The organism is Myxococcales bacterium, assembly GCA_016706225.1.
Classification (GTDB): Bacteria; Myxococcota_A; Polyangia; order Polyangiales; family Polyangiaceae; genus JADJKB01.
Window position 1 is genome coordinate 1 of record JADJKB010000017.1, and the last position, 19,761, is coordinate 19,761.

General features: G+C 65.8%; 28 protein-coding genes and 2 pseudogenes. 8 read left to right on the forward strand and 22 right to left on the reverse strand.

Features of this window, described 5'->3' with window-relative positions:
* Both IPI67_24180 and IPI67_24185 read left to right on the forward strand, forming a co-directional pair.
* Nucleotides 1-285: hypothetical protein (locus tag IPI67_24180; GenBank protein ID MBK7583278.1), on the forward strand; the 285-nt coding region annotated here is incomplete at its 5' end.
* 230 nt (nucleotides 286-515) lie between these two features.
* Nucleotides 516-1,085 (forward strand): hypothetical protein, encoded by a 570-nt coding sequence (locus IPI67_24185; protein ID MBK7583279.1) that lies wholly within the window; start codon nucleotides 516-518, stop codon nucleotides 1,083-1,085.
* 89 nt (nucleotides 1,086-1,174) lie between these two features.
* On the opposite strand, the gene IPI67_24190 is transcribed toward IPI67_24185, so the two are convergent.
* The 4 genes and pseudogenes from IPI67_24190 to kaiC form a co-directional block, all read right to left on the reverse strand.
* The gene (locus IPI67_24190) at nucleotides 1,175-1,414 is read right to left on the reverse strand and encodes a response regulator (protein MBK7583280.1); all 240 of its coding nucleotides are present in this window, start codon (nucleotides 1,412-1,414) and stop codon (nucleotides 1,175-1,177) included.
* 723 nt (nucleotides 1,415-2,137) lie between these two features.
* Entirely contained in the window at nucleotides 2,138-3,961 is a 1,824-nt protein-coding gene (locus IPI67_24195) for a PAS domain S-box protein (protein MBK7583281.1), read from the reverse strand.
* Nucleotides 3,958-4,314, reverse strand: coding sequence for a circadian clock KaiB family protein (locus IPI67_24200; GenBank protein MBK7583282.1), 357 nt, complete (start codon nucleotides 4,312-4,314; stop codon nucleotides 3,958-3,960). Before IPI67_24200 ends, IPI67_24195 begins: the two co-directional genes overlap by 4 nt.
* Nucleotides 4,311-6,074 (reverse strand): annotated as a pseudogene (gene kaiC / locus IPI67_24205) (circadian clock protein KaiC). The gene IPI67_24200 and the pseudogene kaiC overlap by 4 nt, the downstream one beginning before the upstream one ends.
* A 387-nt stretch (nucleotides 6,075-6,461) precedes the next feature.
* Between kaiC and IPI67_24210 the strand changes: the two are divergent.
* The 3 genes from IPI67_24210 (at nucleotide 6,462) to IPI67_24220 (ending at nucleotide 7,317) form a co-directional block, all read left to right on the forward strand.
* Nucleotides 6,462-6,599 carry a hypothetical protein gene (locus tag IPI67_24210; protein MBK7583283.1) on the forward strand — a complete coding sequence of 46 codons (138 nt, stop codon included), beginning with the start codon at nucleotides 6,462-6,464 and terminating at the stop codon, nucleotides 6,597-6,599.
* Between the two features lie 117 nt (nucleotides 6,600-6,716).
* Entirely contained in the window at nucleotides 6,717-6,929 is a 213-nt protein-coding gene (locus IPI67_24215; protein MBK7583284.1) for a hypothetical protein, read from the forward strand.
* Nucleotides 6,930-6,978: 49 nt separating this feature from the next.
* Entirely contained in the window at nucleotides 6,979-7,317 is a 339-nt protein-coding gene (locus IPI67_24220) for a hypothetical protein (protein MBK7583285.1), read from the forward strand.
* A 361-nt stretch (nucleotides 7,318-7,678) separates the two neighbouring features.
* Here the strand turns inward: IPI67_24220 and IPI67_24225 are convergent, their stop codons facing one another.
* The 17 genes and pseudogenes from IPI67_24225 to IPI67_24305 form a co-directional block, all read right to left on the reverse strand.
* Nucleotides 7,679-8,611, reverse strand: coding sequence for a right-handed parallel beta-helix repeat-containing protein (locus tag IPI67_24225; protein ID MBK7583286.1), 933 nt, complete (start codon nucleotides 8,609-8,611; stop codon nucleotides 7,679-7,681).
* Nucleotides 8,612-8,690: 79 nt separating this feature from the next.
* Nucleotides 8,691-9,393 (reverse strand): annotated as a pseudogene (locus tag IPI67_24230) (response regulator transcription factor).
* A gap of 147 nt (nucleotides 9,394-9,540) precedes the next feature.
* Nucleotides 9,541-10,653 (reverse strand): hypothetical protein, encoded by a 1,113-nt coding sequence (locus IPI67_24235; protein ID MBK7583287.1) that lies wholly within the window; start codon nucleotides 10,651-10,653, stop codon nucleotides 9,541-9,543.
* A 50-nt stretch (nucleotides 10,654-10,703) separates the two neighbouring features.
* Nucleotides 10,704-11,000: a hypothetical protein gene (locus IPI67_24240; protein ID MBK7583288.1), complete on the reverse strand. Its 297-nt coding sequence runs from the start codon at nucleotides 10,998-11,000 to the stop codon at nucleotides 10,704-10,706.
* 132 nt (nucleotides 11,001-11,132) lie between these two features.
* Nucleotides 11,133-11,330, reverse strand: a complete 198-nt coding sequence (locus tag IPI67_24245) for a hypothetical protein (GenBank protein ID MBK7583289.1) — start codon at nucleotides 11,328-11,330, stop codon at nucleotides 11,133-11,135.
* A complete protein-coding gene (locus tag IPI67_24250; GenBank protein ID MBK7583290.1) occupies nucleotides 11,305-11,559 on the reverse strand; it encodes a hypothetical protein in 255 nt (84 codons plus the stop codon). Before IPI67_24250 ends, IPI67_24245 begins: the two co-directional genes overlap by 26 nt.
* The gene (locus tag IPI67_24255; protein MBK7583291.1) at nucleotides 11,556-11,912 is read right to left on the reverse strand and encodes a TonB-dependent receptor; all 357 of its coding nucleotides are present in this window, start codon (nucleotides 11,910-11,912) and stop codon (nucleotides 11,556-11,558) included. The genes IPI67_24250 and IPI67_24255 overlap by 4 nt, the downstream gene beginning before the upstream one ends.
* Before the next feature lie 371 nt (nucleotides 11,913-12,283).
* The gene (locus IPI67_24260) at nucleotides 12,284-12,550 is read right to left on the reverse strand and encodes a hypothetical protein (GenBank protein MBK7583292.1); all 267 of its coding nucleotides are present in this window, start codon (nucleotides 12,548-12,550) and stop codon (nucleotides 12,284-12,286) included.
* A 288-nt stretch (nucleotides 12,551-12,838) separates the two neighbouring features.
* Nucleotides 12,839-13,663, reverse strand: a complete 825-nt coding sequence (locus IPI67_24265) for a TonB-dependent receptor plug domain-containing protein (protein MBK7583293.1) — start codon at nucleotides 13,661-13,663, stop codon at nucleotides 12,839-12,841.
* Between the two features lie 11 nt (nucleotides 13,664-13,674).
* Nucleotides 13,675-13,842: a carboxypeptidase-like regulatory domain-containing protein gene (locus IPI67_24270; protein MBK7583294.1), complete on the reverse strand. Its 168-nt coding sequence runs from the start codon at nucleotides 13,840-13,842 to the stop codon at nucleotides 13,675-13,677.
* A 66-nt stretch (nucleotides 13,843-13,908) separates the two neighbouring features.
* A complete protein-coding gene (locus IPI67_24275; GenBank protein ID MBK7583295.1) occupies nucleotides 13,909-14,154 on the reverse strand; it encodes a hypothetical protein in 246 nt (81 codons plus the stop codon).
* Between the two features lie 72 nt (nucleotides 14,155-14,226).
* The gene (locus IPI67_24280; GenBank protein MBK7583296.1) at nucleotides 14,227-14,682 is read right to left on the reverse strand and encodes a biopolymer transporter ExbD; all 456 of its coding nucleotides are present in this window, start codon (nucleotides 14,680-14,682) and stop codon (nucleotides 14,227-14,229) included.
* Nucleotide 14,683: 1 nt separating this feature from the next.
* Nucleotides 14,684-15,046: a biopolymer transporter ExbD gene (locus IPI67_24285; GenBank protein ID MBK7583297.1), complete on the reverse strand. Its 363-nt coding sequence runs from the start codon at nucleotides 15,044-15,046 to the stop codon at nucleotides 14,684-14,686.
* An 18-nt stretch (nucleotides 15,047-15,064) separates the two neighbouring features.
* The gene (locus IPI67_24290; protein ID MBK7583298.1) at nucleotides 15,065-15,391 is read right to left on the reverse strand and encodes a MotA/TolQ/ExbB proton channel family protein; all 327 of its coding nucleotides are present in this window, start codon (nucleotides 15,389-15,391) and stop codon (nucleotides 15,065-15,067) included.
* Between the two features lie 212 nt (nucleotides 15,392-15,603).
* On the reverse strand, nucleotides 15,604-15,765 hold the full coding sequence (locus IPI67_24295; protein MBK7583299.1) for a hypothetical protein: 162 nt from the start codon (nucleotides 15,763-15,765) through the stop codon (nucleotides 15,604-15,606).
* 38 nt (nucleotides 15,766-15,803) lie between these two features.
* Complete coding sequence (locus IPI67_24300) at nucleotides 15,804-16,139, reverse strand: TonB family protein (protein ID MBK7583300.1); 336 nt, start codon at nucleotides 16,137-16,139, stop codon at nucleotides 15,804-15,806.
* Between the two features lie 21 nt (nucleotides 16,140-16,160).
* Nucleotides 16,161-16,466, reverse strand: a complete 306-nt coding sequence (locus IPI67_24305; GenBank protein MBK7583301.1) for a hypothetical protein — start codon at nucleotides 16,464-16,466, stop codon at nucleotides 16,161-16,163.
* A gap of 267 nt (nucleotides 16,467-16,733) precedes the next feature.
* Here IPI67_24305 and IPI67_24310 point away from each other — a divergent pair, with 267 nt between their 5' ends.
* Complete coding sequence (locus tag IPI67_24310) at nucleotides 16,734-17,186, forward strand: hypothetical protein (protein ID MBK7583302.1); 453 nt, start codon at nucleotides 16,734-16,736, stop codon at nucleotides 17,184-17,186.
* Between the two features lie 1,177 nt (nucleotides 17,187-18,363).
* Here IPI67_24310 and IPI67_24315 read toward each other — a convergent pair.
* The gene (locus IPI67_24315; GenBank protein ID MBK7583303.1) at nucleotides 18,364-18,552 is read right to left on the reverse strand and encodes a hypothetical protein; all 189 of its coding nucleotides are present in this window, start codon (nucleotides 18,550-18,552) and stop codon (nucleotides 18,364-18,366) included.
* A gap of 122 nt (nucleotides 18,553-18,674) precedes the next feature.
* Between IPI67_24315 and IPI67_24320 the strand changes: the two genes are divergently transcribed.
* Nucleotides 18,675-19,040, forward strand: coding sequence for a hypothetical protein (locus IPI67_24320; GenBank protein ID MBK7583304.1), 366 nt, complete (start codon nucleotides 18,675-18,677; stop codon nucleotides 19,038-19,040).
* The gene (locus IPI67_24325) at nucleotides 19,037-19,228 is read left to right on the forward strand and encodes a hypothetical protein (GenBank protein MBK7583305.1); all 192 of its coding nucleotides are present in this window, start codon (nucleotides 19,037-19,039) and stop codon (nucleotides 19,226-19,228) included. The genes IPI67_24320 and IPI67_24325 overlap by 4 nt, the downstream gene beginning before the upstream one ends.
* The last annotated feature ends 533 nt before the right edge of the window (nucleotides 19,229-19,761 follow it).

Below are 19,761 nucleotides of genomic sequence, written 5' to 3' on the forward strand. Positions count from 1 at the left end.
CTGGCGGGCCTCCTCTATCACATCACCTGGTTGCCGAGCGATCGCCGCCCGGCGGGCTTCACGCGTGAGCTGGACGACACCCACTACGAGGTGCGGGACGCTACGTCCGATGGACGACCGCGCATCGTACGCGTGCGATTCGCCGAACCGCTCGAGGATCCGCGCTACCGCTGGGTCGCGTGGCAGGGCAAGAGCTTCGCAACGTTCACGCCACCGGCGGTGGGCGACAGCGTCAGCTTGCCAGCGATTGATGCAAAACAGGTCCTCTCGAGCATAGTCCGATGATCAGGCGATCAGCCGCGCGATGGCGGACCTCACGTTCCTGGGCGCAATGAGCCGGATCCCGCGGCTCTGCCGACGCCAACGGACGAGGGTGAGCTGCTCTTTGCGGAAACCGTTCGCAGGGGCAGAAGCGAACCAGAATCGAAACGGCGGCTTCGTGGGCCTCCTGATTCAGTACCGGCGCTCCCTGAAAAATCCGTACGCGGCTGCCAGCGGCGTGTAAGAGTGCTTCAATGACATCCTTTTCCACGCATCGACGAGCTTCTCTGGTTGCCTTCTTCCTGGTCGCGAACACCACTCTCCTCGCCTGTGGGTCCGACGATAGCGATGGTAGTAGTGGGACTGGCGGCACGAGCGCGGGTGGCACCGGTGGGTCGGCCGTCGGCGGCGCAAGCGGCAGCGGAAGTGGCGGGGCCAGCGCCGGAAGTGGCGGGGCCAGCGCCGGAAGTGGCGGGGCCAGCGCCGGAAGTGGCGGGGCCAGCGCCGGAAGTGGCGGGGCCAGCGCCGGAAGTGGCGGGGCCAGCGCCGGCGCCGGAGGTACGGCGGCGTCCGGAGGTTCAGGCGGAACCACCTCGTCGGGCAACTGGAAGTGCACCAACCCCAACACCTTGCTGTGCAACTGCACCGATGGCGGTAACGGCGGCGACAAGTGCAATGCCACCAGCTACCCGTGTTGCATCCTCTTCGCCGAGGTGGCCGGTGGCCCGAGCAACAAGTGCCAATGCAACCAGGCCGACGCCACTCAATGCGACCAGGGTGCCACGGCGCTCAAGGGCAAGCAGGTCACCTCCTGCCCGCCATGATGGTAGCGGGGGGGACTGGCCGAGAGGCAGGGCGTCTTTCAGTGACTCGACGGGCGAGGTCCATGGGCTCGAACCGTGGGCGACCAGCGCTAGCAAGCTGAAGCCGAAACCTCGAGGTCGAGCACTTCCCGAACCTTGCGGGTCAGCTCCGCCGCCGAGTACGGCTTGCCGATGAAATGGCGGCCGACTTCGGGCAGCCCACCGAGCCGTAGCGTGTCGTCGGTATAGCCCGAGGTGAGGAGGATCTTCTGGTTCGGTCGCTCCAACCCGAGGCGGGCCGCCAGTTCCTGACCGCCCATCCCTGGCATCACCATGTCCGTGAGCACCATGGACGGGGCCGGAGTGTGCCGTCAAGAGCGCCAGCGCCTGCAGTCCGTTGCTGGCCGTCAGCACCGTGTAGCCCGCTCCGCTGAGGACTCGCGGCACCCTGGCGCACCGCCGCATCGTCCTCGACCACAGGACTGTCTCCGTGCCGCGAGCCGGTGGTACTGCGGCGCCGACCGCTGCCACGTCCGCTGTCGTCTCCACCACGGGCAGATACACTTTGAACACCGTCCCGCTGCCCAGTTCGCTGTAAACCTCGATGCTGCCCCCGCTTTGCCGAACGATGCCGAAAACGGTGGACAGGCCCAAGCCCGAGCCTCTGCCGACTGCCTTGGTGGTGAAGAACGGTTCGAAGATTTTTCGTTGGGTTGCCTCGTCCATGCCCGAGCCGTTGTCGGTGACCGTCAGCATCACGTGGGGTCCCTGCGTGCAAGTTGGGTTGCCGGCGGCGTAGGTGGCGTCGAGCGTGATGTTGCGGGTCGCTACGATCAATGCGCCCCCATCAGGCATGGCGTCGCGGGCATTCACCACCAGATTCACCAAGACCTGCTCGAGCTGCCCAGCGTCCACTTTGACGCTCCCGAGGTCCGAGGCCAATACGAATTCCAAGAGTACGTTCTCGCCGATCAGGCGGCCCAGCATCCGCTCCATGTTCCCCACCACCGTGTTCACATTCAACACCGCGGGTTGGAGCACCTGCTTGCGGCTGAAGGCCAGGAGCTGACGCGTCAGCGTCGCTGCCCGTTCGCCGGCGAGCCGGATCTCGCGAAACTCTTCGCGCAGGGGATCGCCCTCGGGCAGCTCAGCGGCCGCGATGTCGGCGGTGGCGTTGATGACCGTGAGAAGATTGTTGAAGTCGTGGGCGACCCCGCCGGCCAGTTGCCCCACCGCCTCCATCTTCTGGATTGCTGGAGTTGGCTCTCCAGCGAGCGGCGATCCGTCAGGTCCTCCTTGATCGCGATGAAATGCGCGATCTCGCCGCGCTCGTTTCTCACGGGTGTGACGCTCCGCTCCTGGAGGTACCGACTGCCGTCCCTGCGCAGACTCGTCACTTCGCCGCGCCAGTCACGTCCCGCGAGGATCGCGGCCCACATCTCCTCGTTCGACGCCACCGTCGCGGCATCGCCACCCGACGGTGGCACGCCCCAGAGGCGCATCCCAAGGCTCTCCTCGGCGCTGTAACCGCTCAGCTTGGACAACGCCGTGTTGCTCCATTCGACGACGCCGTCTCGGTCGGTGATGACCATGGCGTTGGCCGCGGCATTCAGCGCGGCGCTTTGCAGGCGGAGCGTCCCCTCCGCCTGGATTCGCCGGGTGATGTCCTGCACGGTGCCGCCCACGTACGCAGGCCGACCACCGGCATCGAGTACCACCTCGCCGCGGCCCAGCACATGACGGGTAGTTCCGTCTGGCGGGTTGATCTGAAACGCCAGCTCCTGGCGCTGCTCGCCCGCGAGACAAGCACCGATCCAGGCTTGCATCGCCAGCCGGTCGTCGGGATGGATCAGCGCGAGCAGGGACTCCACGGTCGGGGTAAAGGTGTCCCGCTCTACACCGTAGACGCGATATGTCTCGTCCGACCATGTCATGGGACCTTCCAAGTCCCAGAACCAACTTCCGACCGAGCCGAGGCGCTGTGATTCCGACAGCAGGAACTCTTTACGACGTATCTCGTCCTCCGCCGCCTTGCGTGCGGTGATGTCGATCAAGGTGACGACGCAACCGAAAATTTTCTGCTCCCTGACGAGCGGACGCGCGTTCACCAGAAAAGCAAAATCCTGCCCATGCTGACGCAGGGTTGCATCCACGTCGCGCATCGTCTCCCCCATCAGGACCGAGACGAGAGCGAAGGGTTCGGCGTCCCGGGTCTGCAGGGGAAACGCTTGGGCGAAAGGCCTTCGCAGCAGGTCGCCGTCGCAGAACTGTTGGGCCACCTGGCTCGCGCGCATGACCCGCCCGTCGACGTCGCATACCACAATCGCATCGGCGGCCTGGTCGAGGATGGAGCGAGCCAACTGCTCCGCCGCGGCGACGTGCTCGTGGCGTCGTTGTGCCGTCAGGTCCGTCAGCAGGAGACAGGTCACTGTCTCGGCTTCACCCAGGCGCAGGTGGGAAGCCGACAGATACACGGGCATCGTGCTGCCCGCGGCGGTCACCAGAGCGATCTCCCTGCGGGCGGTCTCGGTGTCCTCGCCACGGAGAATCTCGACGAGCGCCGCCTGGTCCGCCGGGGCTAACCAGTTCTGCAGTGTGCTGCCGATCACTTGGTCGAGCGGTCGCTCGAGCATCTGCGCCAGCCGCACGTTGCAGAACAGGCAGACGCCGTCCCGCGACACGGTCGCGGCCCCCTCGCTCATCGTCTCGACGAGTTGACGATAGGCCCGGTCGGCCCCGTTCAGGGTGAAGACCTGGTCACCGCGCTCGCCCGTGACCAGGACAGCGTCCACGTCGCCGCTGCGGATGGCGCGCAGGTCCTCCTCGGCGTTGGCCAGCCGGGCGCGGAGGGAACTCACCTCGGAGTCGAGCGCAGGCGCGGAACGATGCTTCTTCATGACAGCACCGCTCCGGTCAAGCCTCGCGCCGCAGATCCAGCCCGCGCAATACCTTTTCGAGATCGGAGGAGGTCTCCCACGATCCGGCGCAGTGGCTCGGGGAGCTTTCTGATCAGCGTGGGGAGGGCCACGATCTGCTCTTGCCGGGCAAGCTCCGGGTGCTGGTAGAGATCGATCACTTGGAGGCTGTAGCGTCCCTTCAGATTCACCTCGCAGATGTGTTTGATGTTGGCGATGGCGCGCCTGGACCGCGGTGTCATGCCCGCGACGTACAGCCGCAAGGTGTACTTGGTCACCCGGGCAGGCTTGGCACGCCTTGGTTTGGCCAAGGCGGCTTTGGCCTTCGCCGTCATGCCGACCGCCGCAAGCGCTTGCGAGTTTTGCCGGCCGTCCGCTTGTCGGACTGCCGCTCGAGGGCCATGCGCACCCGGTCGCCGGCCAACACTCCCGCACGCGTCTGGGCCTGACCGATCGTCCTCGCCGCCTCGGCTTCCTCGATCTCGTACTCCGTCCGGAGCACGGCGATCTGCGCCTCCATGGATTGGCGCTTGCGTTCCAGGTTGTGCTTCTGGCTCTGCGTCTCTTCGCCGTACAAGAGAGTCTGGGCCTTCTCTTGCGCTTCCCAGCGCCCCGCGCGCGCTTCCGGTGAGCAGCACGCCGGAAGGCCCGGCATACACGTCCCGCAGTTCGACCCCGTGGTCGGTCAACAGGAACTCGCGGACCTGGTTCGAGTGCGTCATTCCTCGCGACTTCACCAGATGCAGCACGTTGCGCTCCGCGCCGTTGTGAACGTCCCGCAGCAGCAGCCAGGTATCCATCAACGCCGAAATGGCGACCTCGGTGCTCTCGAGCGTCGCGTCGCCGCTGGTGAGGCTGGTGATCAACGCGGTAACGCACTGCACTTTGAAGAAGTCGATGAGCCGCGTCATCATCGCCTTGACGTCGGCCTCGCTCCCCAGGGTGGCGAAGGTCGAGGCCGGGTCGATGATGACGACGCTCGGCTTGAACTCCCGCACCAGTTTGTGGATGGTGACGAGTTGCATCTCGAGGCCGCAGATCGTGGAGCGCCCCGCGTGGATGCGCAGCAAGCCGCGCCGCACCGCCGGTGCCAGGTCGACGCCGATTGAGCGCATGTTGCGGACGAGCTGGCTCGACGATTCGTAGAACGCGAGCCACAGGCACCGCTCGCCCCGCTGGGCGGCTCCCTCGGCGAAGAGCGCGGCGAGGCTCGTCTTCCCGGAGCCGGCGGTGCCGGACACCAGTACCGTGCTGCCCTGATAGTAGCCCTTGCCCCCATCATCGCGTCCAGGCGGGGAACGCCCGACGACACGCGCTCGACTCCGGCGGTTTGCTCCAGCGCGGAAGAGGCGGTGGGCAAGATCGAAATTCCGCCAGCGTCGATGAGGAACGGATGCTCGTTCGTGCTGTGCGTCGACCCTCTGTACTTGACGATTCGCAGCCGTCGCGTTGCCATCTGGTCTTCCAGGCGGTGGGCGAGGACGATCACGCAGTCGGCGACGTATTCCTCCAGTCCGTGACGGGTGAAGGCGGACTCGCCACTTTCGGCGGTGATGATCGCCGTGACGCCGCGGGCCTTGAGCCAACGCAACAGGCGTTGCAGCTCGCCGCGCAGGACGGTGGCGTTGGACAGCCCGGAGTAGAGCGCCTCCAGCGTGTCGAGCACCACGCGCTTGGCGCCGATGCTGTCGATGGCGTATCCAAGCCGGATGAAGAGTCCCTCCAGATCGAACTCGCCGGTCTGCGACATCTCGCTGGGGTCGACCCGGACGAACTCGATCGCCAGCTTCTTCTTGGCGATCAGCGCGGGAAGATCGTGTCCCAATGAGGCGAAGTTCGTCGCCAACTCCGGGCCGCTCTCCTCGAACGCCATGAAGACGCCCGGTTCACCGTAGTCCACGGCACCGCGCACCAGGAACTCCATGGCGATGAGCGTCTTGCCGCAGCCGGCGCCGCCGCACACGAGGGTGGGCCGGCCCCGGGGAAGACCACCGCCGGTGAGAGCATCCAACCCCTGGATGCCGGTGGGCGCCTTACGCAGCACGGGTGTGCGTCGCGGCTTCTTCGCCGCGCGTGCGGCGACTCGCTTTACCAATCGTTCCCCTGACGGCGCCCGGAAAATCCGCCAGGCTCAGCGTGTAGGGCGCAAGTCGCACACGAGCCGGAAGACGGAGACCTGAGGTTAGCAGGTATCGCTCGCCCGGCGTAGACGCCAGAAGGAAGGCACGCGCATCCGTTGCGCTTGATCACAAGTGGGCGCCAAACCGACCACTTGGAAGTCGAGAGCACCTCCAAGGGAACTGCGAAAGATGACTGCAACGTCAGGTAAAGCCGCCCCGCCCTCCCAGTGCGTTGCGAGCGCCGGCGGATCAGGACTCGTGACCGATGGAAACTGATCCTGAGCGGCTCCGCCGCGATCCACTCCTTCGCCCCCGAAGCGCCAACCGGCGCCGGCTGGTATCAGCGGGCGACGCGGGCACACTTGAATTGCATCGAAAACCTGCCCGGATCCTGGCTCAACTACTTCGCGATCGAGATCGTGTACCGAGGCGAAGAGCACAAGGGCGTCGAGAAGAAGTACCGCCCACGGGGCTACGACGAGGGGCCGAAGAAGGATTGAGGTCGAGGCGCGACCTGATGTTGCCCCGGGACAATTGCGGGCAAGACGAGACGCCGGCCCGCCTCACCCTGCTGGGAGACGAGCCACTCACGCTCGAGTTCGGTTATGCTCTCGCCGGTGCGGCTCGCGCTCGTCCTCGCGGTTGTGGTGAGCCTGAACGCCGCGCCAGCCAGAGCCTGTGATCCTGGCCCGATCTTCGTCGTGCGCGTGGAGTCCGCGGACGCGCCCGAGTGTCTGGAGCGAAGTCCGGTGAAGAATTTCGCCCGCGGCGTTCGGCAGCGCTGCCGACAGCACGCAGACCGCGCGGCTCCGCATCCGCAACCGCTGTAAGGAGTCTGCCAACCTCTCCGCGAGGACTTGCGCCGCCTGTGGCCCCGGTTTGACTTTGGCGCCGGGCGCGTCGGGTGAGCTGGTGCTGGAGACCCGAGGGCAGGGTGACGCCGTCGACTACGACAAACATACCAAACAGGTTTTGACTTGGACGATCGGGGCAGGCTCCGGCAGCATCGCCACCGACGTGACGGTGACGGATGACCCGGCGGCCTGTGGGGGCATCCGGCCGAAGAAGCTGCTGCGCGGCTGCAATCCATGTCACGTGTCCGCCCCACGCCGTCACGATGACCCAGTGACGAGTGTTGCTCCGATTGCAGTGCTCGCACTGCTGGTTGCGCGCCGTCGGGCGCGTTCCCGACCCTTGTGCCGCCCGAAACCTCACTGATCGCTCCGCGCCGCGTGACGAAGGCGCGCTAAACTTTCCGCGGGAGACGCGATGCCCGACCTGGAGTTGATCTCGCGGCTGACGCTCGCGCTCTGGTTGGCCGTGCTGGCCATCGAGGTGTACGGTCGGTAGAGCAAAACGCTGGGCCACCGACCTCGGCCTCCCCTTCAAGAGCGACGCCTGGCGGCTCGACGTTGCCGTGCCGCGTTCTTTGCCGACGGAGTGCTGAGGCGACGACACTACTGGTCACGCCGACGACAATCGAATCCTGCTCGCGCGCAGGACCACGAGGAGAAACCCTTCCCCGTGGTTTCTCGACACGCGTTTCGAGCGGCAGGGCGAAGTCACCGACGTTCCTGCCTCAATACGGGATCGGCTCGTTGTTGTCGTCGTACACGTTGCCGGTCAACGTCGGGTTCGGATCGTCGATCACCCATGGTCCGTAGCCCGCGTCGCGGCCGAAGCGGTTGTTGATGACCTTGGTGTTCTTGGGCGCCGTCGCGCCCGAGCCGCGGATGTTCAGCGTCCAGCCGCCGCCCGAGAGCCAGCTGCACTCGATGGTGAGATCCTCGGTGGCGCCGCCGAGATCTCCAGTCTGGACCGCGGCGTTGCTCGCGCCCTCGAGCACGCTGTGTCGGATGGTCACGCCCTTGCCGCCGGTGGATTGCACGGCGTCGTTGTGCTCGCCCGGAGCGTTGGAGAGATCGTGAATGAAACAGTCCTCGATGGTGACGTTGGCGTCCGCCTTGAGGCCGTCGGCACTGCCGTGGATATTCAGCCGTCGCGCGGTGTAGTTCACGAACGAGATCGCTGCAGTCGCGTCGCCGCCCTTGCCGATGATCTCGCTGTCTTCGACCACGAGCCCCGTGTTGTCGTTGTCGAAGTAGCGAATCGGGTAGTAGTCGGCGCTCGTGATGCGCACCTTGCGGATCGTCACGTTGTTGGCGAGCACGGTGATGGCGCCGGTGATGTCGAGGCCCTCGATGATCGCGCCGTCGGTGTCGACCGTGATGTTACCGCTCGGTTTCAGCTGCGTGCCGGCCGGCACTCCCGTGTTGTTCGGGCCGGGTTTGTCGCCGTTGCAGATGCCAGAGCCCGCCGCGCCGCCCGTGTTGCCACCGCCCGTGTTGCCACCGCCCGTGTTGCCACCGCCGGCCGCGCCGCCGCTGCCGCCGGTCGCGCCCGCGCCACCGCTCGCGCCACTGCCACCCGTTGCTGGGCTCGCGCTGTCCTCCCCCGAGCTGCAGCCCAGCCCCACCGACAACAACAGCACCCAAACGCACGCCCGAAGCATGAGCGGATGATGCCACGATTTTGGGGCGCAGCCTCGCCGCGGGAGCAGTCAGTCGGCTCTGGCCTCGCTTCGCGTGCACTCAGCCGTCCGGATCTGGAGAAGCTCGGAAGCGGTATCCCACGCCGCGCACCGTCTCCACGTAGTTCCGAGCAGCTCCCAGCTTCTCGCGCAGGCGCTTGACGTGGGTATCGACGGTCCTGACTGTGACGCCAGCGCGAATGCCCCAAACGTCGTCGAGCAACGTGGCCCGGGTCTGCACTCGGTTCTTGCGACCGAAGAGCGTCAGCAGCAGTCGGAACTCCAGCACGGTGAGCTCGACTTCCCTCCCTTCGACCCAGAGGCGGTGGGCGTCCCGGTCGATTTCCAGGCAGCCGAACACGCTGTTCCGGGTCCGCCTCGACAGGCCGAGGAGCGCTCACTCGCCGGAGGAGCGCGTTGACTCTGAGCATGACCTCCCGCACGCTGAACGGTTTGACGACGTAGTCGTCCGCGCCCACCTCGAAGCCCACCACGCGGTCGATCTCGTCCCCACGCGCGCTCAGAATGATCACGGGCACGTGCCGAGTTGCGTGCGCTCCGCGCAATGCCCGGCAAACCTCGGTCCCCGGGATGTCCGGCAACACCATGTCCAGCAGCACGAGGTCGAGGTGCTCCGACTGAGCGATCCGCAGCGCGTCCGCTCCGCGGCCCACGCAGAGCGGATCGTGACCCGACTGTCGGAGACCGTAGGCGATCACCTGGCAGAGATCCGCCTCATCTTCGACGATGAGCACCTTGGCCATCTACGTCAGAGCTACCGCCATCGAGTGACGTTCGAGTGACGGGAGCACGCCGTTTCTGGGGCGACTGCTCGGGATCCGCGCCTCGTCGCCCACACTCCCGCAGCCGCCCGCGTCGCCTCGCCGAGGGCGGCTTCCGGGATCGTCCGCCTACTTCTCGGCCCAGTCGATCCAGGCCCCGGTGAGCCAGTTGCCATCCTTGAAGGCGCCCTTCTTGGAGCCGGTGACCTTGGCGTTGGGACCGCTGGTCTCCTGACAGTCCGTGGTCTTGAAGCCGGGGTCGGTGGTGTTGTTACCCGCGCCGGCGTTGAACCACGCCGTCTCGTCGAAGCCGTTGTCGTTGTCGGTCTCGGACGCGTTGGCAACGTTGCTGGTCAGCATGTCGAACAGCGTGGTGTTGGTGATGGTGACCGCCGGAGCCGACAGCGTGCCGAATCCATCGCGAGCATCCAGCCCGTAGCTGAAGCCGACCGCCACCAGGTTGTCGATGCTGCCGGTAATGCCGCGGCGGAGCACCGCGGCATAAGTCGTCTTGCCGACGTCCGTGCCGAATCCGCACATAGTCACATTCTTGGCCACCGGGTGCGTGACGGGGGTCGCCGCGTTGTTGTTCTTGTTGTTGTCCCACTCGTAACCGTTGGGGTCGCTCGAAGGGTTCTTGCGCTTGCGACCAAACAACGTGTCGATCGTGCCCGTGAAACCTCGGTCTGTGTCGAACATGTCGTCGCCGTCCACGTTGCAGATCAGGTGATCGGCGCTGACGGTGCCGCCAAACCACTCGAAGCAGTCGTCGAGCGTCTGGCTCACCATCACGTGGTTGATCTTCGTCCCACTGCCGACGGCCCCAAAGGTGAGGCCATTGACCTCGTTATCCGTGCTCAGTTCGTAGCCGCCATACTCGATGCGCGCGTAGCTGATGCTGCCGCTGTTGTCTGCGTCGTCAGTGCCTCCGTAGTGGTTCTCGGGCTGATCCGCCAGGCCTTCGACGACGGCGTCGACGTCGTTCGTCTTGGCCTTGCCGAGCAATATGACGCCGCCCCAATCGCCCGCCGCGCGGCTGCCCACCGGCTGTTGGCTCGTGAACAGAATCGGCTCGTTCTCCTTGCCCTGTGCGTCGATCTTGGCGCCCTTGGTGATGACGAGCACACCGATGGGGCTCTTGGTGCCCTCGATGCGTGTGCACGGTTCGATGGTCAATGTGGCGCCGCTCGAGACGTGGGTGATGTCTTTGAGAGTCCAGACCTTGTCGGCGGTAAGTGTCATGCTCGTCTTGACCGGGTTCGGGATGTCGGCCTTGCTCTTCCCAGTGCCACTCAGGTCGCACGCCGTGCCGCCGCTACCGCCGGAGCCCGAGGCACCGCCGGAGCCCGAGGCGCCGCCCGAACCCGAGGCTCTCCAGCTCCGCCCATCGCGCCGCTTCCGGCAGCCCCGCCGCTGCTGGTGCCGCCGCTGCTGGTGCCGCCGGACCCCGAAGCTCCGCCGGTCGCGCTGCTTCCGCCGGCTCCGCCGTTGTTCTTGCCCCCGCTGTCGTCGCTGCCGCAGGCCGAGGCACAAATCAGGGACAGTGTTGCGGCGCTGCCAAGCATCGAAAGACGACCAAAGCTCTTCATGAGGTGTTCTCCTGTTGGTGTGACGTGGCGCACTTTGCCCTGTGCGCGTTGCCTCCAAGTGCCACGTTCGTGACCTTTGTGTGATCACGGACGCACGGAGTCGTCACGACGAAGTCGTCAAAAAGCCACGCGTCAGTAAGTGTAGGTAGCACCGACCGAAACCACGCTGCCGGATGTGTACTTGCTCACGACCGGAGCGTCGTGGTCCGCGCCTTGCGTCACGAGGTGCGGCGCGTTCAGGATGTTCGAGGCGGAGGCCTTGACCTGAAAGTGTGAGTTGATGTCTGGCTCGCGCTCAGATCGATCACGTGCCGGGGTGCTCGTAGGCATCCGGAATGTCTTGCGAGCCGACTTGCACGATGCGCTTGCCGGCCACGTTGTACAGCAGCCGGACCGTCGTCCCTCTCGAACCCGCGTAGTCGAGCGCCAGGTTCAGCACCCAAGGCGCTTGGTTGGTCATGGGGCGAGAAGCGTTGGTCAGATACTCTCGAGCCGCACCACTCAGCTGAATGCGCGACTGAGCCAGCGTGAGGTTTGCGATGCCAGTGAACTCCTTCAAGCTCCTGCTGAGAAACCCCAGATCCTTTCGGGCTTCGGCTCCATGCCGTAGAGGTCTGCCCTTCGGCGTTCTGGAACGTGACGAGCCCGCGGTCGCCGCTGGCGATGGCCACCGTCTCGATGGGGGTCCGAGAAGCGTTTGTAAAATACGGTGGTGGCGAGGACCTCCTTGAGCGTCGGAAAAAACTCGAAGCGCAGGTCGGCATTGATGATGCGGGTCATCTTCAGGTCGGGGTTGCCCGAGACGAAGCGCCCGCCGAAGAAGTCGCTGTAGGCGAACGGCGCGAGCTCTCGCAATTGCGGTCGCGCCAACGTCCGTGTCAGCGACGTCCTGAGCTTCGAGCGCTTGGTCACGCGTGAACACGGTGCCGAGGGCCGGCAGCAGATCTGTGCTGTCGATTCCGGCTGACTCTTGCGGTTCAGAGCTGAACTGGTCGAAGGGCTCGATGGTCTGCCGTATCACCTCAGGCGTTCGCCGGCGATCACGCGAAACCAAGGCGAGAGCGAGGCGTCCACCATGAAAAGTGGCGTAGACGTCCAGGTCGGCGTTGTAGGCGTCGACCGGCAACGTAAACTCGGAAAGCCGAACGACGGGGCCGATGTTGGAACCGAAGAAGAGCGAGTCCGCACAGGCGTCGAAGTCCTTGCTGGCGCAGTTGAGCTTCGAGTAGTCGGAGAGCGCGAGATCCGAGGAGCGGCGGAACGCCATCGCTCGAGAGGTAAACTCACGCCGGCGCAAATCGGCGAAGCCACCGAACTTCAGCTTCCGAGTCGTCGTCGGCGATGGGCGTGGTGAAGTCCAGCTGACCGCCCTTGATGCCTTCCGACTGCTCGGCCCAGAAAACGGCCACTGTAGGAGTCGTCGGCGTAAGACCACGTCGTCGAACCTTGGTGAGCTGCCAGGCCACGTTGCGGGTGTCCGGCTCGTTCCGCGATGCATTCGACAGCCAGACACGCCAGTCGATTTCGCTGCCGCCGAGCTCGGGCAGCACATGCTCGCCCCCGAGCTGCCCCATTCTGCGCGCGGGACACGAAGGCCAGGCGAGTGTCGTGGACCGCGAGCTGCGCAGCGACGTCCTTGAAGCCTTCCGCGACGGTGACGGTCTTGTCGGCGATCTGGCTGTGCAGACCGATCAGGGTGAAGCGGTGGTGTGCGTTGAGCTCGTAGGTGGTGCTCGCGAACGCACCCCAGCTGGCCGTCTCGTTTCCCGTGTCGACCAGGGTACGAGCGCTGACGCGCGAGGGAGCCGTTCGACGACACGGCGTAGTCGTTGGACTCTTCATCGGTACGGATCTGGTAGCTGTGACCGTAGTTCCAACGCCACGAGCGCGCCGAGCCGTGATTCGCGGCCGAGCTTCCATGCGTTGCCGACCGCCACGCTCAGGCTGTGGTCCGGAGGGTGAACGCCCGCTTGCTGCTGAAGAACAAGTTGACGTCCCGCCCGCGCTGTCCACGTCTTGGTCCGTGACGTTGCCGCCGCCGGGTTTGGGCGCCCCTGGTGGTGAGCTTGTAGGACGGAAATCCGGGGGAGCGCGCGGAAGCCGTCGTCGAAGCCGAGCCAGTCAGTGGAGCCGCCCTTGTAGCTGAGCCGATCTCGAAAGGTCGACTGGGAGTTGTACGAGCCGGAGAGCGAGCTCTGGAAAATGAACTTTGAGGGGATGCGCCGCGTCTCCACTCGGACGGAGCCGCCGGCAAAGTCTCCGGGCACGTCCGGTGTGAAGGTCTTCGCGATGGTCAAGCTGTCGAGCGTGATCGTTGGAAAGAGATCCAGGGGTACGGCTGCGCGGTCGGTTCGGGCTCGGCAGGGAGCGCCGTTCAGGAGCGCGTTGGTGTAGCGCTCGCCCAGACCGCGCACGAAAACGAAGCGGTTCCCGACGACGGTCGCCCCAACCACACGTTGGGCTGCCTGCGCCGCGTTCTTGTCGGGCGTGCGGGCGATTTCAGCGCGTCCGACGCTGTCGCCCACCGCCGAGGCTCGCTGGCGGCTGAGGATCTGACCTTCGACGGCGGTCTTGTCCGCCTCGGTCACCACCTCGACGACGTCGACCGCACCTTCGTCGTTTTGCAGTACCGCATCGAGACGTGCGCCCTTGCAGTGCTCCACGTGTACGTTCTTCAGGATCTCGGCCTTGTGGGCTCGGCCCAGAAGCGCAAGGTGTAGGTTCCAGGTGGCAGCTCGAGTCGGTAGCGGCCGTCCAGATCGGTGATCGCGCGGAGCTTGGTGCCTTCGACCGTGACGACAGCCTCCATCATCGGCTCCTCGCTGCGTTTGTCCGTCAGCACCCCAGATGGCGCCTTTGCCCTTCTTGGGGGCGCGCTGGGTCGAGATCGCCCTCCGCGCCGCTCGATTCACCCGCTTCGACTGGTGCACCCTTGGACTGCTTCGGCGGCTTCGCCTTCTTGTCGTCGGCCTTCTTGTCGTCGGCCTTCTTGTCGTCGGATTTTCTTGTCGTCGGATTTCTTGTCGTCGGGTTCGTCGATCGGCTTGATCTCTTCGCCTTCGTCGTCGGCGGGCACGGGTTGCGCCTGGGCGATGCCCGCTGCCATCAGGTAACCGACCACGAGCGGGAACATTTTCGAGCGGACGAGTCGCATGGTTCTGTCTCGGGCCGCGGGTACACCACCGCCGTCGCGAAGGATGCCGCGGATGAGGTTCGAAGTTGCCGGCTACTGCACGACGGGTTGACTCATGATCGCGATGGAGCGCGCACCCGCGCTGCGGCACAGATCCATCGCCTCGGCGGCAACACCATATGGCGCGTCGTCCGCCGCATCGAAGTAGAGGACCTTGTTTTCCTTCGCCGCCAGGAGCCGGGGCAGGCGCGCATTGAGCCTCGCTCTTTGGAATGACGTGCTTGTTGATGTGGATTCCCCCGACGCGCTCACTGTGGCGACCAGCGGTTTCTTCGCGTCGTCGCTCGCAGCTGGGTCCTTCTTATTTTCTTGCTCGGCCTCCGCCGCCTTCGGAATGTTGAGCCAGAAGGTCTTCATCATCATCGGTGTGACGAGCATGAAGATGATGAGCACCACCAAGATCACGTCGACGAGCGGTGTGACGTTGATGACGGGGACCGCCCTCGGCTTGCCCTTGCGGCTGCCCGTCGCTGCCGGCGTCATGGCCATCTCAGCTCTCCCTGCTCGGTCTCGCTTGGCGACCCGCAGCGCTGCGCCATGGAAACCGACGCCCTGCAGCATCTTGAATGTCTCCCGGACTCGCTTTGCAGTTCACCTGGGTGTCGGCCCTGAGCATCACGCGGCGCTTGGGGTCCTTCGCGTGCAGCTCCCGCACCTTGGTCTCGAGGAGCGCCGGCTCCACAGCCGCCTTTCCAGCATCGCCGCCGTTCTTCAAGAGCGCCACGTCGATGGGCTCCAGGTCCCCGGGTTGCTCGTCCACCGCGAAGATGGTCGGCAACTGAATGTCGGCACCTTCGGCCAGCGTCGGAGCGATCACCATGAAGATGATCAAGAGCACCAGCATCACGTCCACGAGGGCGTGACGTTGATCTCAGGCCCAGGCTGCCGCCGCGAGGCGCTGCCCGGATTCATCGCCATCGTGATCCTCCATCTCGTCCAAAAGCTCGCCAACGGAGCGCGAGAGGGCGAGCTCCAGCGTGTTGATTCGGCCGGTCAAGTTGAACATCAGCACCGCGGGGATGGCGACCAGGAGGCCCAACGCCGTTTCGACGAGAGCCTCGGCGATGCCGGCGGAGATGGCGCCGATGCCACCCGAACCCGAAGCGGCGATCCCTTGGAACGCCGCGATGATGCCGACGACGGTCCCGAGCAGCCCGATGAAGGGCGCGATCGAGCCGGTAGTCGCGAGGATCGACATCCCCCGTCGCAGGTCCTCACCGACGGCTTCCTTGGCGCGCTCGGCTCGTTGCGGGCGAACCGGCAGCCTTCATGCCGCCGCTGCGGTGCTGTATCGCATGCGCGTAGCGCGCTGCGACTGCGCCGAGCAAGCCGGCGAGAGGTGAATGGACGCGCTCTTTGGCGACCTTCGCCAGCTCGTCCATGCACCACTCGTCAATCAGGAGCTTTGCGTCAAGCCGCGAACGCGCGGGACTCCTTCTTGGCGCGCGAGAGCATGACCAGGCGCTCAATGACGACGCCGATGCAGGCGATGGCCATGACGATCAAGAACCCGGCAATCACCATGCCGAGGGGCCCCATGTGGGACAGGATTTGGAATAGATTGAAGGACATTCGATCTCTCCGAGGGTTTCGGGTCTGAGGCCTTTGGATCAGGTCTTGATGCGGAAGGGGAAAACGCGCGACGCGAGTGACAGCCACGGATTGGCCGTCCTTTTGCGCGGGCATGAAACGCCAGCTGCGGACCGCGGCTTCGCAGACCGCGACGAGTCGGGCGGCCCGCGCACCGCCGTCACTCCCGTAACGGCGCCCGTCTCGGTCACGACGTACTTGATGACGACCGTGCCCTCGATGCCCGCCGCCTTTGCATCGGCCGGATAGCTGGGTGGCGTGTTGGAGATCGCGCGGGGCGGCGTGACGTCTTCCGTGACGGCCACGGGCCCGGAAGCCGCGGCGTGCTGCTGGACCACCGGCTTCGGTTTTTGCACCAGCTGGCGCGGCCTCGACCTTCACCTTCTCCGGTCCGGAGCCCGCGCCGCGCAGTCGAGCATGGCGTAGGGGTCGACGCCGGCATACGGGTTGTCGGTGGCGACAGGCGTCTTTTTCGACCAGCTTGTCGTCGACCTCGGTCGGTTGCACGAGCAGGTTCGCGCTGGTTTTGGTTTGGGAGCGTCGGTCGCCGCTGGCTCGGGAGCCACGTCGACTTTCTGCTCTTCTTCCGGGGAGTCGACGATGGCTGCTTCGACGATCGTGTCGCCGTGGTCGAGCCCGTAGGCCTTGGCAGCCGTCGCGGCGACCACGGCGAGGGTGCTCAAGACGACGATGGAACCAACGACCGAGCCGCGGCGAGCCTCTTCCAGGCGCAGCCCGTCCGTCTTGTTTTTGTTCCCAGCCTCCGAAGTCCATCTGGTTAGGAATGCGGTTTAACCTTGCCGCGTGACGTTCCAGCGAACGTCGCGTGACTTGGCAGTGACTCCGACTTCAGCGATTCGCTGGCGTGAACCCTCAAATGCAAAGCCCGCACGCGCTCCGCCGCCTTGGGGGACAAGAGCGGTGTGACAGCGAGGTGACGGACAGGTCGAATGCGGCCGCTCCGACGTCGGCGCTTCGTTGCCATCGGAGGTCGTGAACATCACCAGGCTGGCAAGGCCGAGCGTGAGCGCCGAGCCGAAGCAGATGTCGGCCAGCATCGAATTTCGTGCAACGTCATCGGCGTGGTCGTCGCTGAGTGCGCCGTCGTGACCTTTGGCCGACAGCGCCATCACACCGAAGATCCGCCGGCGACGGTCGCAGCTCCCGCGGCGCCGGCGACGATCCAGGCCCCCGTGGTGCTCGGTGGCTTGGTGATTGCCACGTCGTGTCCACGCGGCGTGGCCGTCAGGCGTCTGGCTTTTTGGTGGAAGCGTGCGGGCACCACACTCGAGAAGATCGAGGTGCGCGCGCTCGAGCTCGCCGGGACGTCGAGCCTCCACCTCGAGCCCGTCGTGACCCTGGAGGGCAAACGACAGCTTGCGGCGGCCTGGATTCAGCTCTGAGCAGGACTGGGAGACACCTGCGTGCTTCTCTCCCATCGACGGTGACAGTGGCCCTTCGGGGTCTGGTGGAGAGGGTGATCTGGCCCGGAGTCTTCTTCAGCTCCTCGAGGCGTGCGGGCGCCCTCCAGCTTCTCGGGCCGATCTTCCCTGCGTTCGGGTCCGCGAGCAGGCGCTCGAAGCGTGACGCGGCTCGGGGATCCGGCCTGCCCGATCGAGGGACATCGCCAGCCAGTACCCGCGTGTGGAGTCGGAATCAGTCGTTCCGCGTCGGAGAAGTTCTCGCTGGCCGCCGCGAAGTCCCCTGCTTGATACGCGAGCTCGCCGGCTTGATAGGCCCGCCGCGCGTCGTCGATCCTGGCCTTGGCGCGGGCCTGTTTCTCGGCATCCGATGGGGCGGCGGCGTGCTCTTTCGGGGCTCGACTGTGCAGCGGCCCTGGCGACGACAGCACAAGGCCGAGCGTGACGATGACGGTCGCAGGGAGTCTTCGACGCATGGCCAGCGCAACGTAGTGGGCCTCCGGAGTCCAGCTCAACGCCCGCGAGGCCGGTTCACGCAAACGTCACGGGTTGGTCACGCGTTCGAGCGCGCGCGCACAGGACGAGGCACCGAGACACCGGTTCGCCGAGACGGCGGCGACGGGAGCGGTGAGCGTCCGCGCTCGCCGTTGTCTTGGCGACCGCTCGACTGCGGGCGAACGCAACGAAAAAACGGCCGATCCATCGGACCGGCTGTCTCGTGGCAGGAGAGGCGGGACACGCGCCCGCCAATCTTCTTTCAGCGCGCGCTCACTGGTGCGCGGAACCAGCGGAGAACTTCCCGCTCACCGCGTAGTCGTGCAGGAGCGCATCGACGCCTGACCGATGCCGTACGTGTCGGACAGCGCGCGAGCGTGCTGAACGGCCGCCCCGCGACGATGGCGTTGGCGCCGCCGCTGTACAGGCCACCCCTCACCAGTCAGCTGGGCGTAGCTGGCGGTGTTGGCGATGGAGAGCGCGATCTCGGCGGTCGCGTCGTCGAAGTTGATGCCGTCGTAGGTTCCGCCCTGGCCCCGGACCTTCGCCTTGGCTCATCTCGGCTGCCCACACGGGAGCCTGGTTGCGCAGCGTCGTCAGCGCCGCCGGACCGACGCCGTTGACCGCCCCGATCCGCTCACGGAGTCGGCGGGTGCGCCGGCGATCAGGTTCGCGGCCGCGTTGCTCGTGAGCCGAGCTCGATGTCCAGCTCGGGGAGCGAAGCGTGGTTGAGGCCCCAGACCACCGCCGACGCCTGCTCGGACGAGAACTGCACGCCCTCGACCAGCTCGGCCTGCGCCGCCGGGTGCGCCACGGCCCAGTCACGCAGCTTGCGCAGCGCCGACTCGCCCACGAACGGTACGCGATCCAGCTCTTCGAGGCTCTCGAAGCGGTCGTCGTCCGCGCTCGGGTAGATGCCGTCCGGGCCGCTGCGGTGGGCGATGATGTTGACGGCGGCGCGGGAGTCGAGGGCCGATGTCTGCGTCGAGCATCTCCGCGGTCGTGGTGGGCGAGTTCACGAGCCTCGACGACGAGGTCGATCTCGTGCGCCGGCATCGTGATCGGATCGAACGAGCCGCCGACGCTCTCACCCCCGGAGCCCTCGCCAGCCGCGCTGCAGGCAACGGCGAAGGTGGCAACAGTCAGCATTCCCAGGGTCTTGGTCAGGCGGATGAACATGGCTCGTCTCCTCGAAAGTCGGTTTCGAATTCCTTGAATTGCGAGGGCGTGCCAGGTGTCGGTCGCACAAACGTCGCAAATTCCCGCCGCAACGACCCGGAAGCTGTTGCATCAATGCAACTGATGGTGCTTTGTGCGATGCATGCTTCTCTCCCACCATGACCCCGGAGGACTGGGAGAAGGCTCAGGACGAGGCACTTCACGCCGCCGGCATCGAGCCGCTCGAGCGGCGCATCATGGATCTGGCCCTCGAGCGCACCGGGGCGAGCAACGGCGCTATCTTCCTCTGGGATCGCAGGCCAAGGGGCTCAGCGTGGATTTGCCACGTGGTCGACGGTGTCGTCGTATGAACCTCGGGGTCGTGCTGCACGAAAGCGGCACGACGGGACGCCGAAACGGCATCGCGCTCACCTGCTACGCGCGCAGAATGAGCCCTACGTCTGCAACGACTCGCGCAAGGACCCCAACTACGCCACCTACTTTCAGGACGTGCTGCCATCCTGGCCGTCCCGATCCTGGCCCAAGACAAAACCCATCGGGGCCAACACTCTATCGTCGAAGCAGGTTGGGGCGTTCAGGATGAGCACGCTCGACGAACCGCGCGGCCTGGCGGGGCGTCGCCAAGTTCCTGCGCCGCGCGCAGCTCTACCGGGCGACACGCGACGGATCTAGCCGGCCGTTCTTGATCAGGGACTGTCGCCAGAGTGGCTGACGGTGGAGCGGCAGATCGAGCAGGTGTCTCCGACCAACGCGCCGGTCCCGATCCACAGTGAAGCGGGACGGGCAAGGAGCCGACCGCCGCCGCCATCCACTTCAACAGCAAGCGCGCGAAAGCGCGCCGTTCATCGCAGTGAACTGCGCCGCCATTCCGGAGACGTTGCTC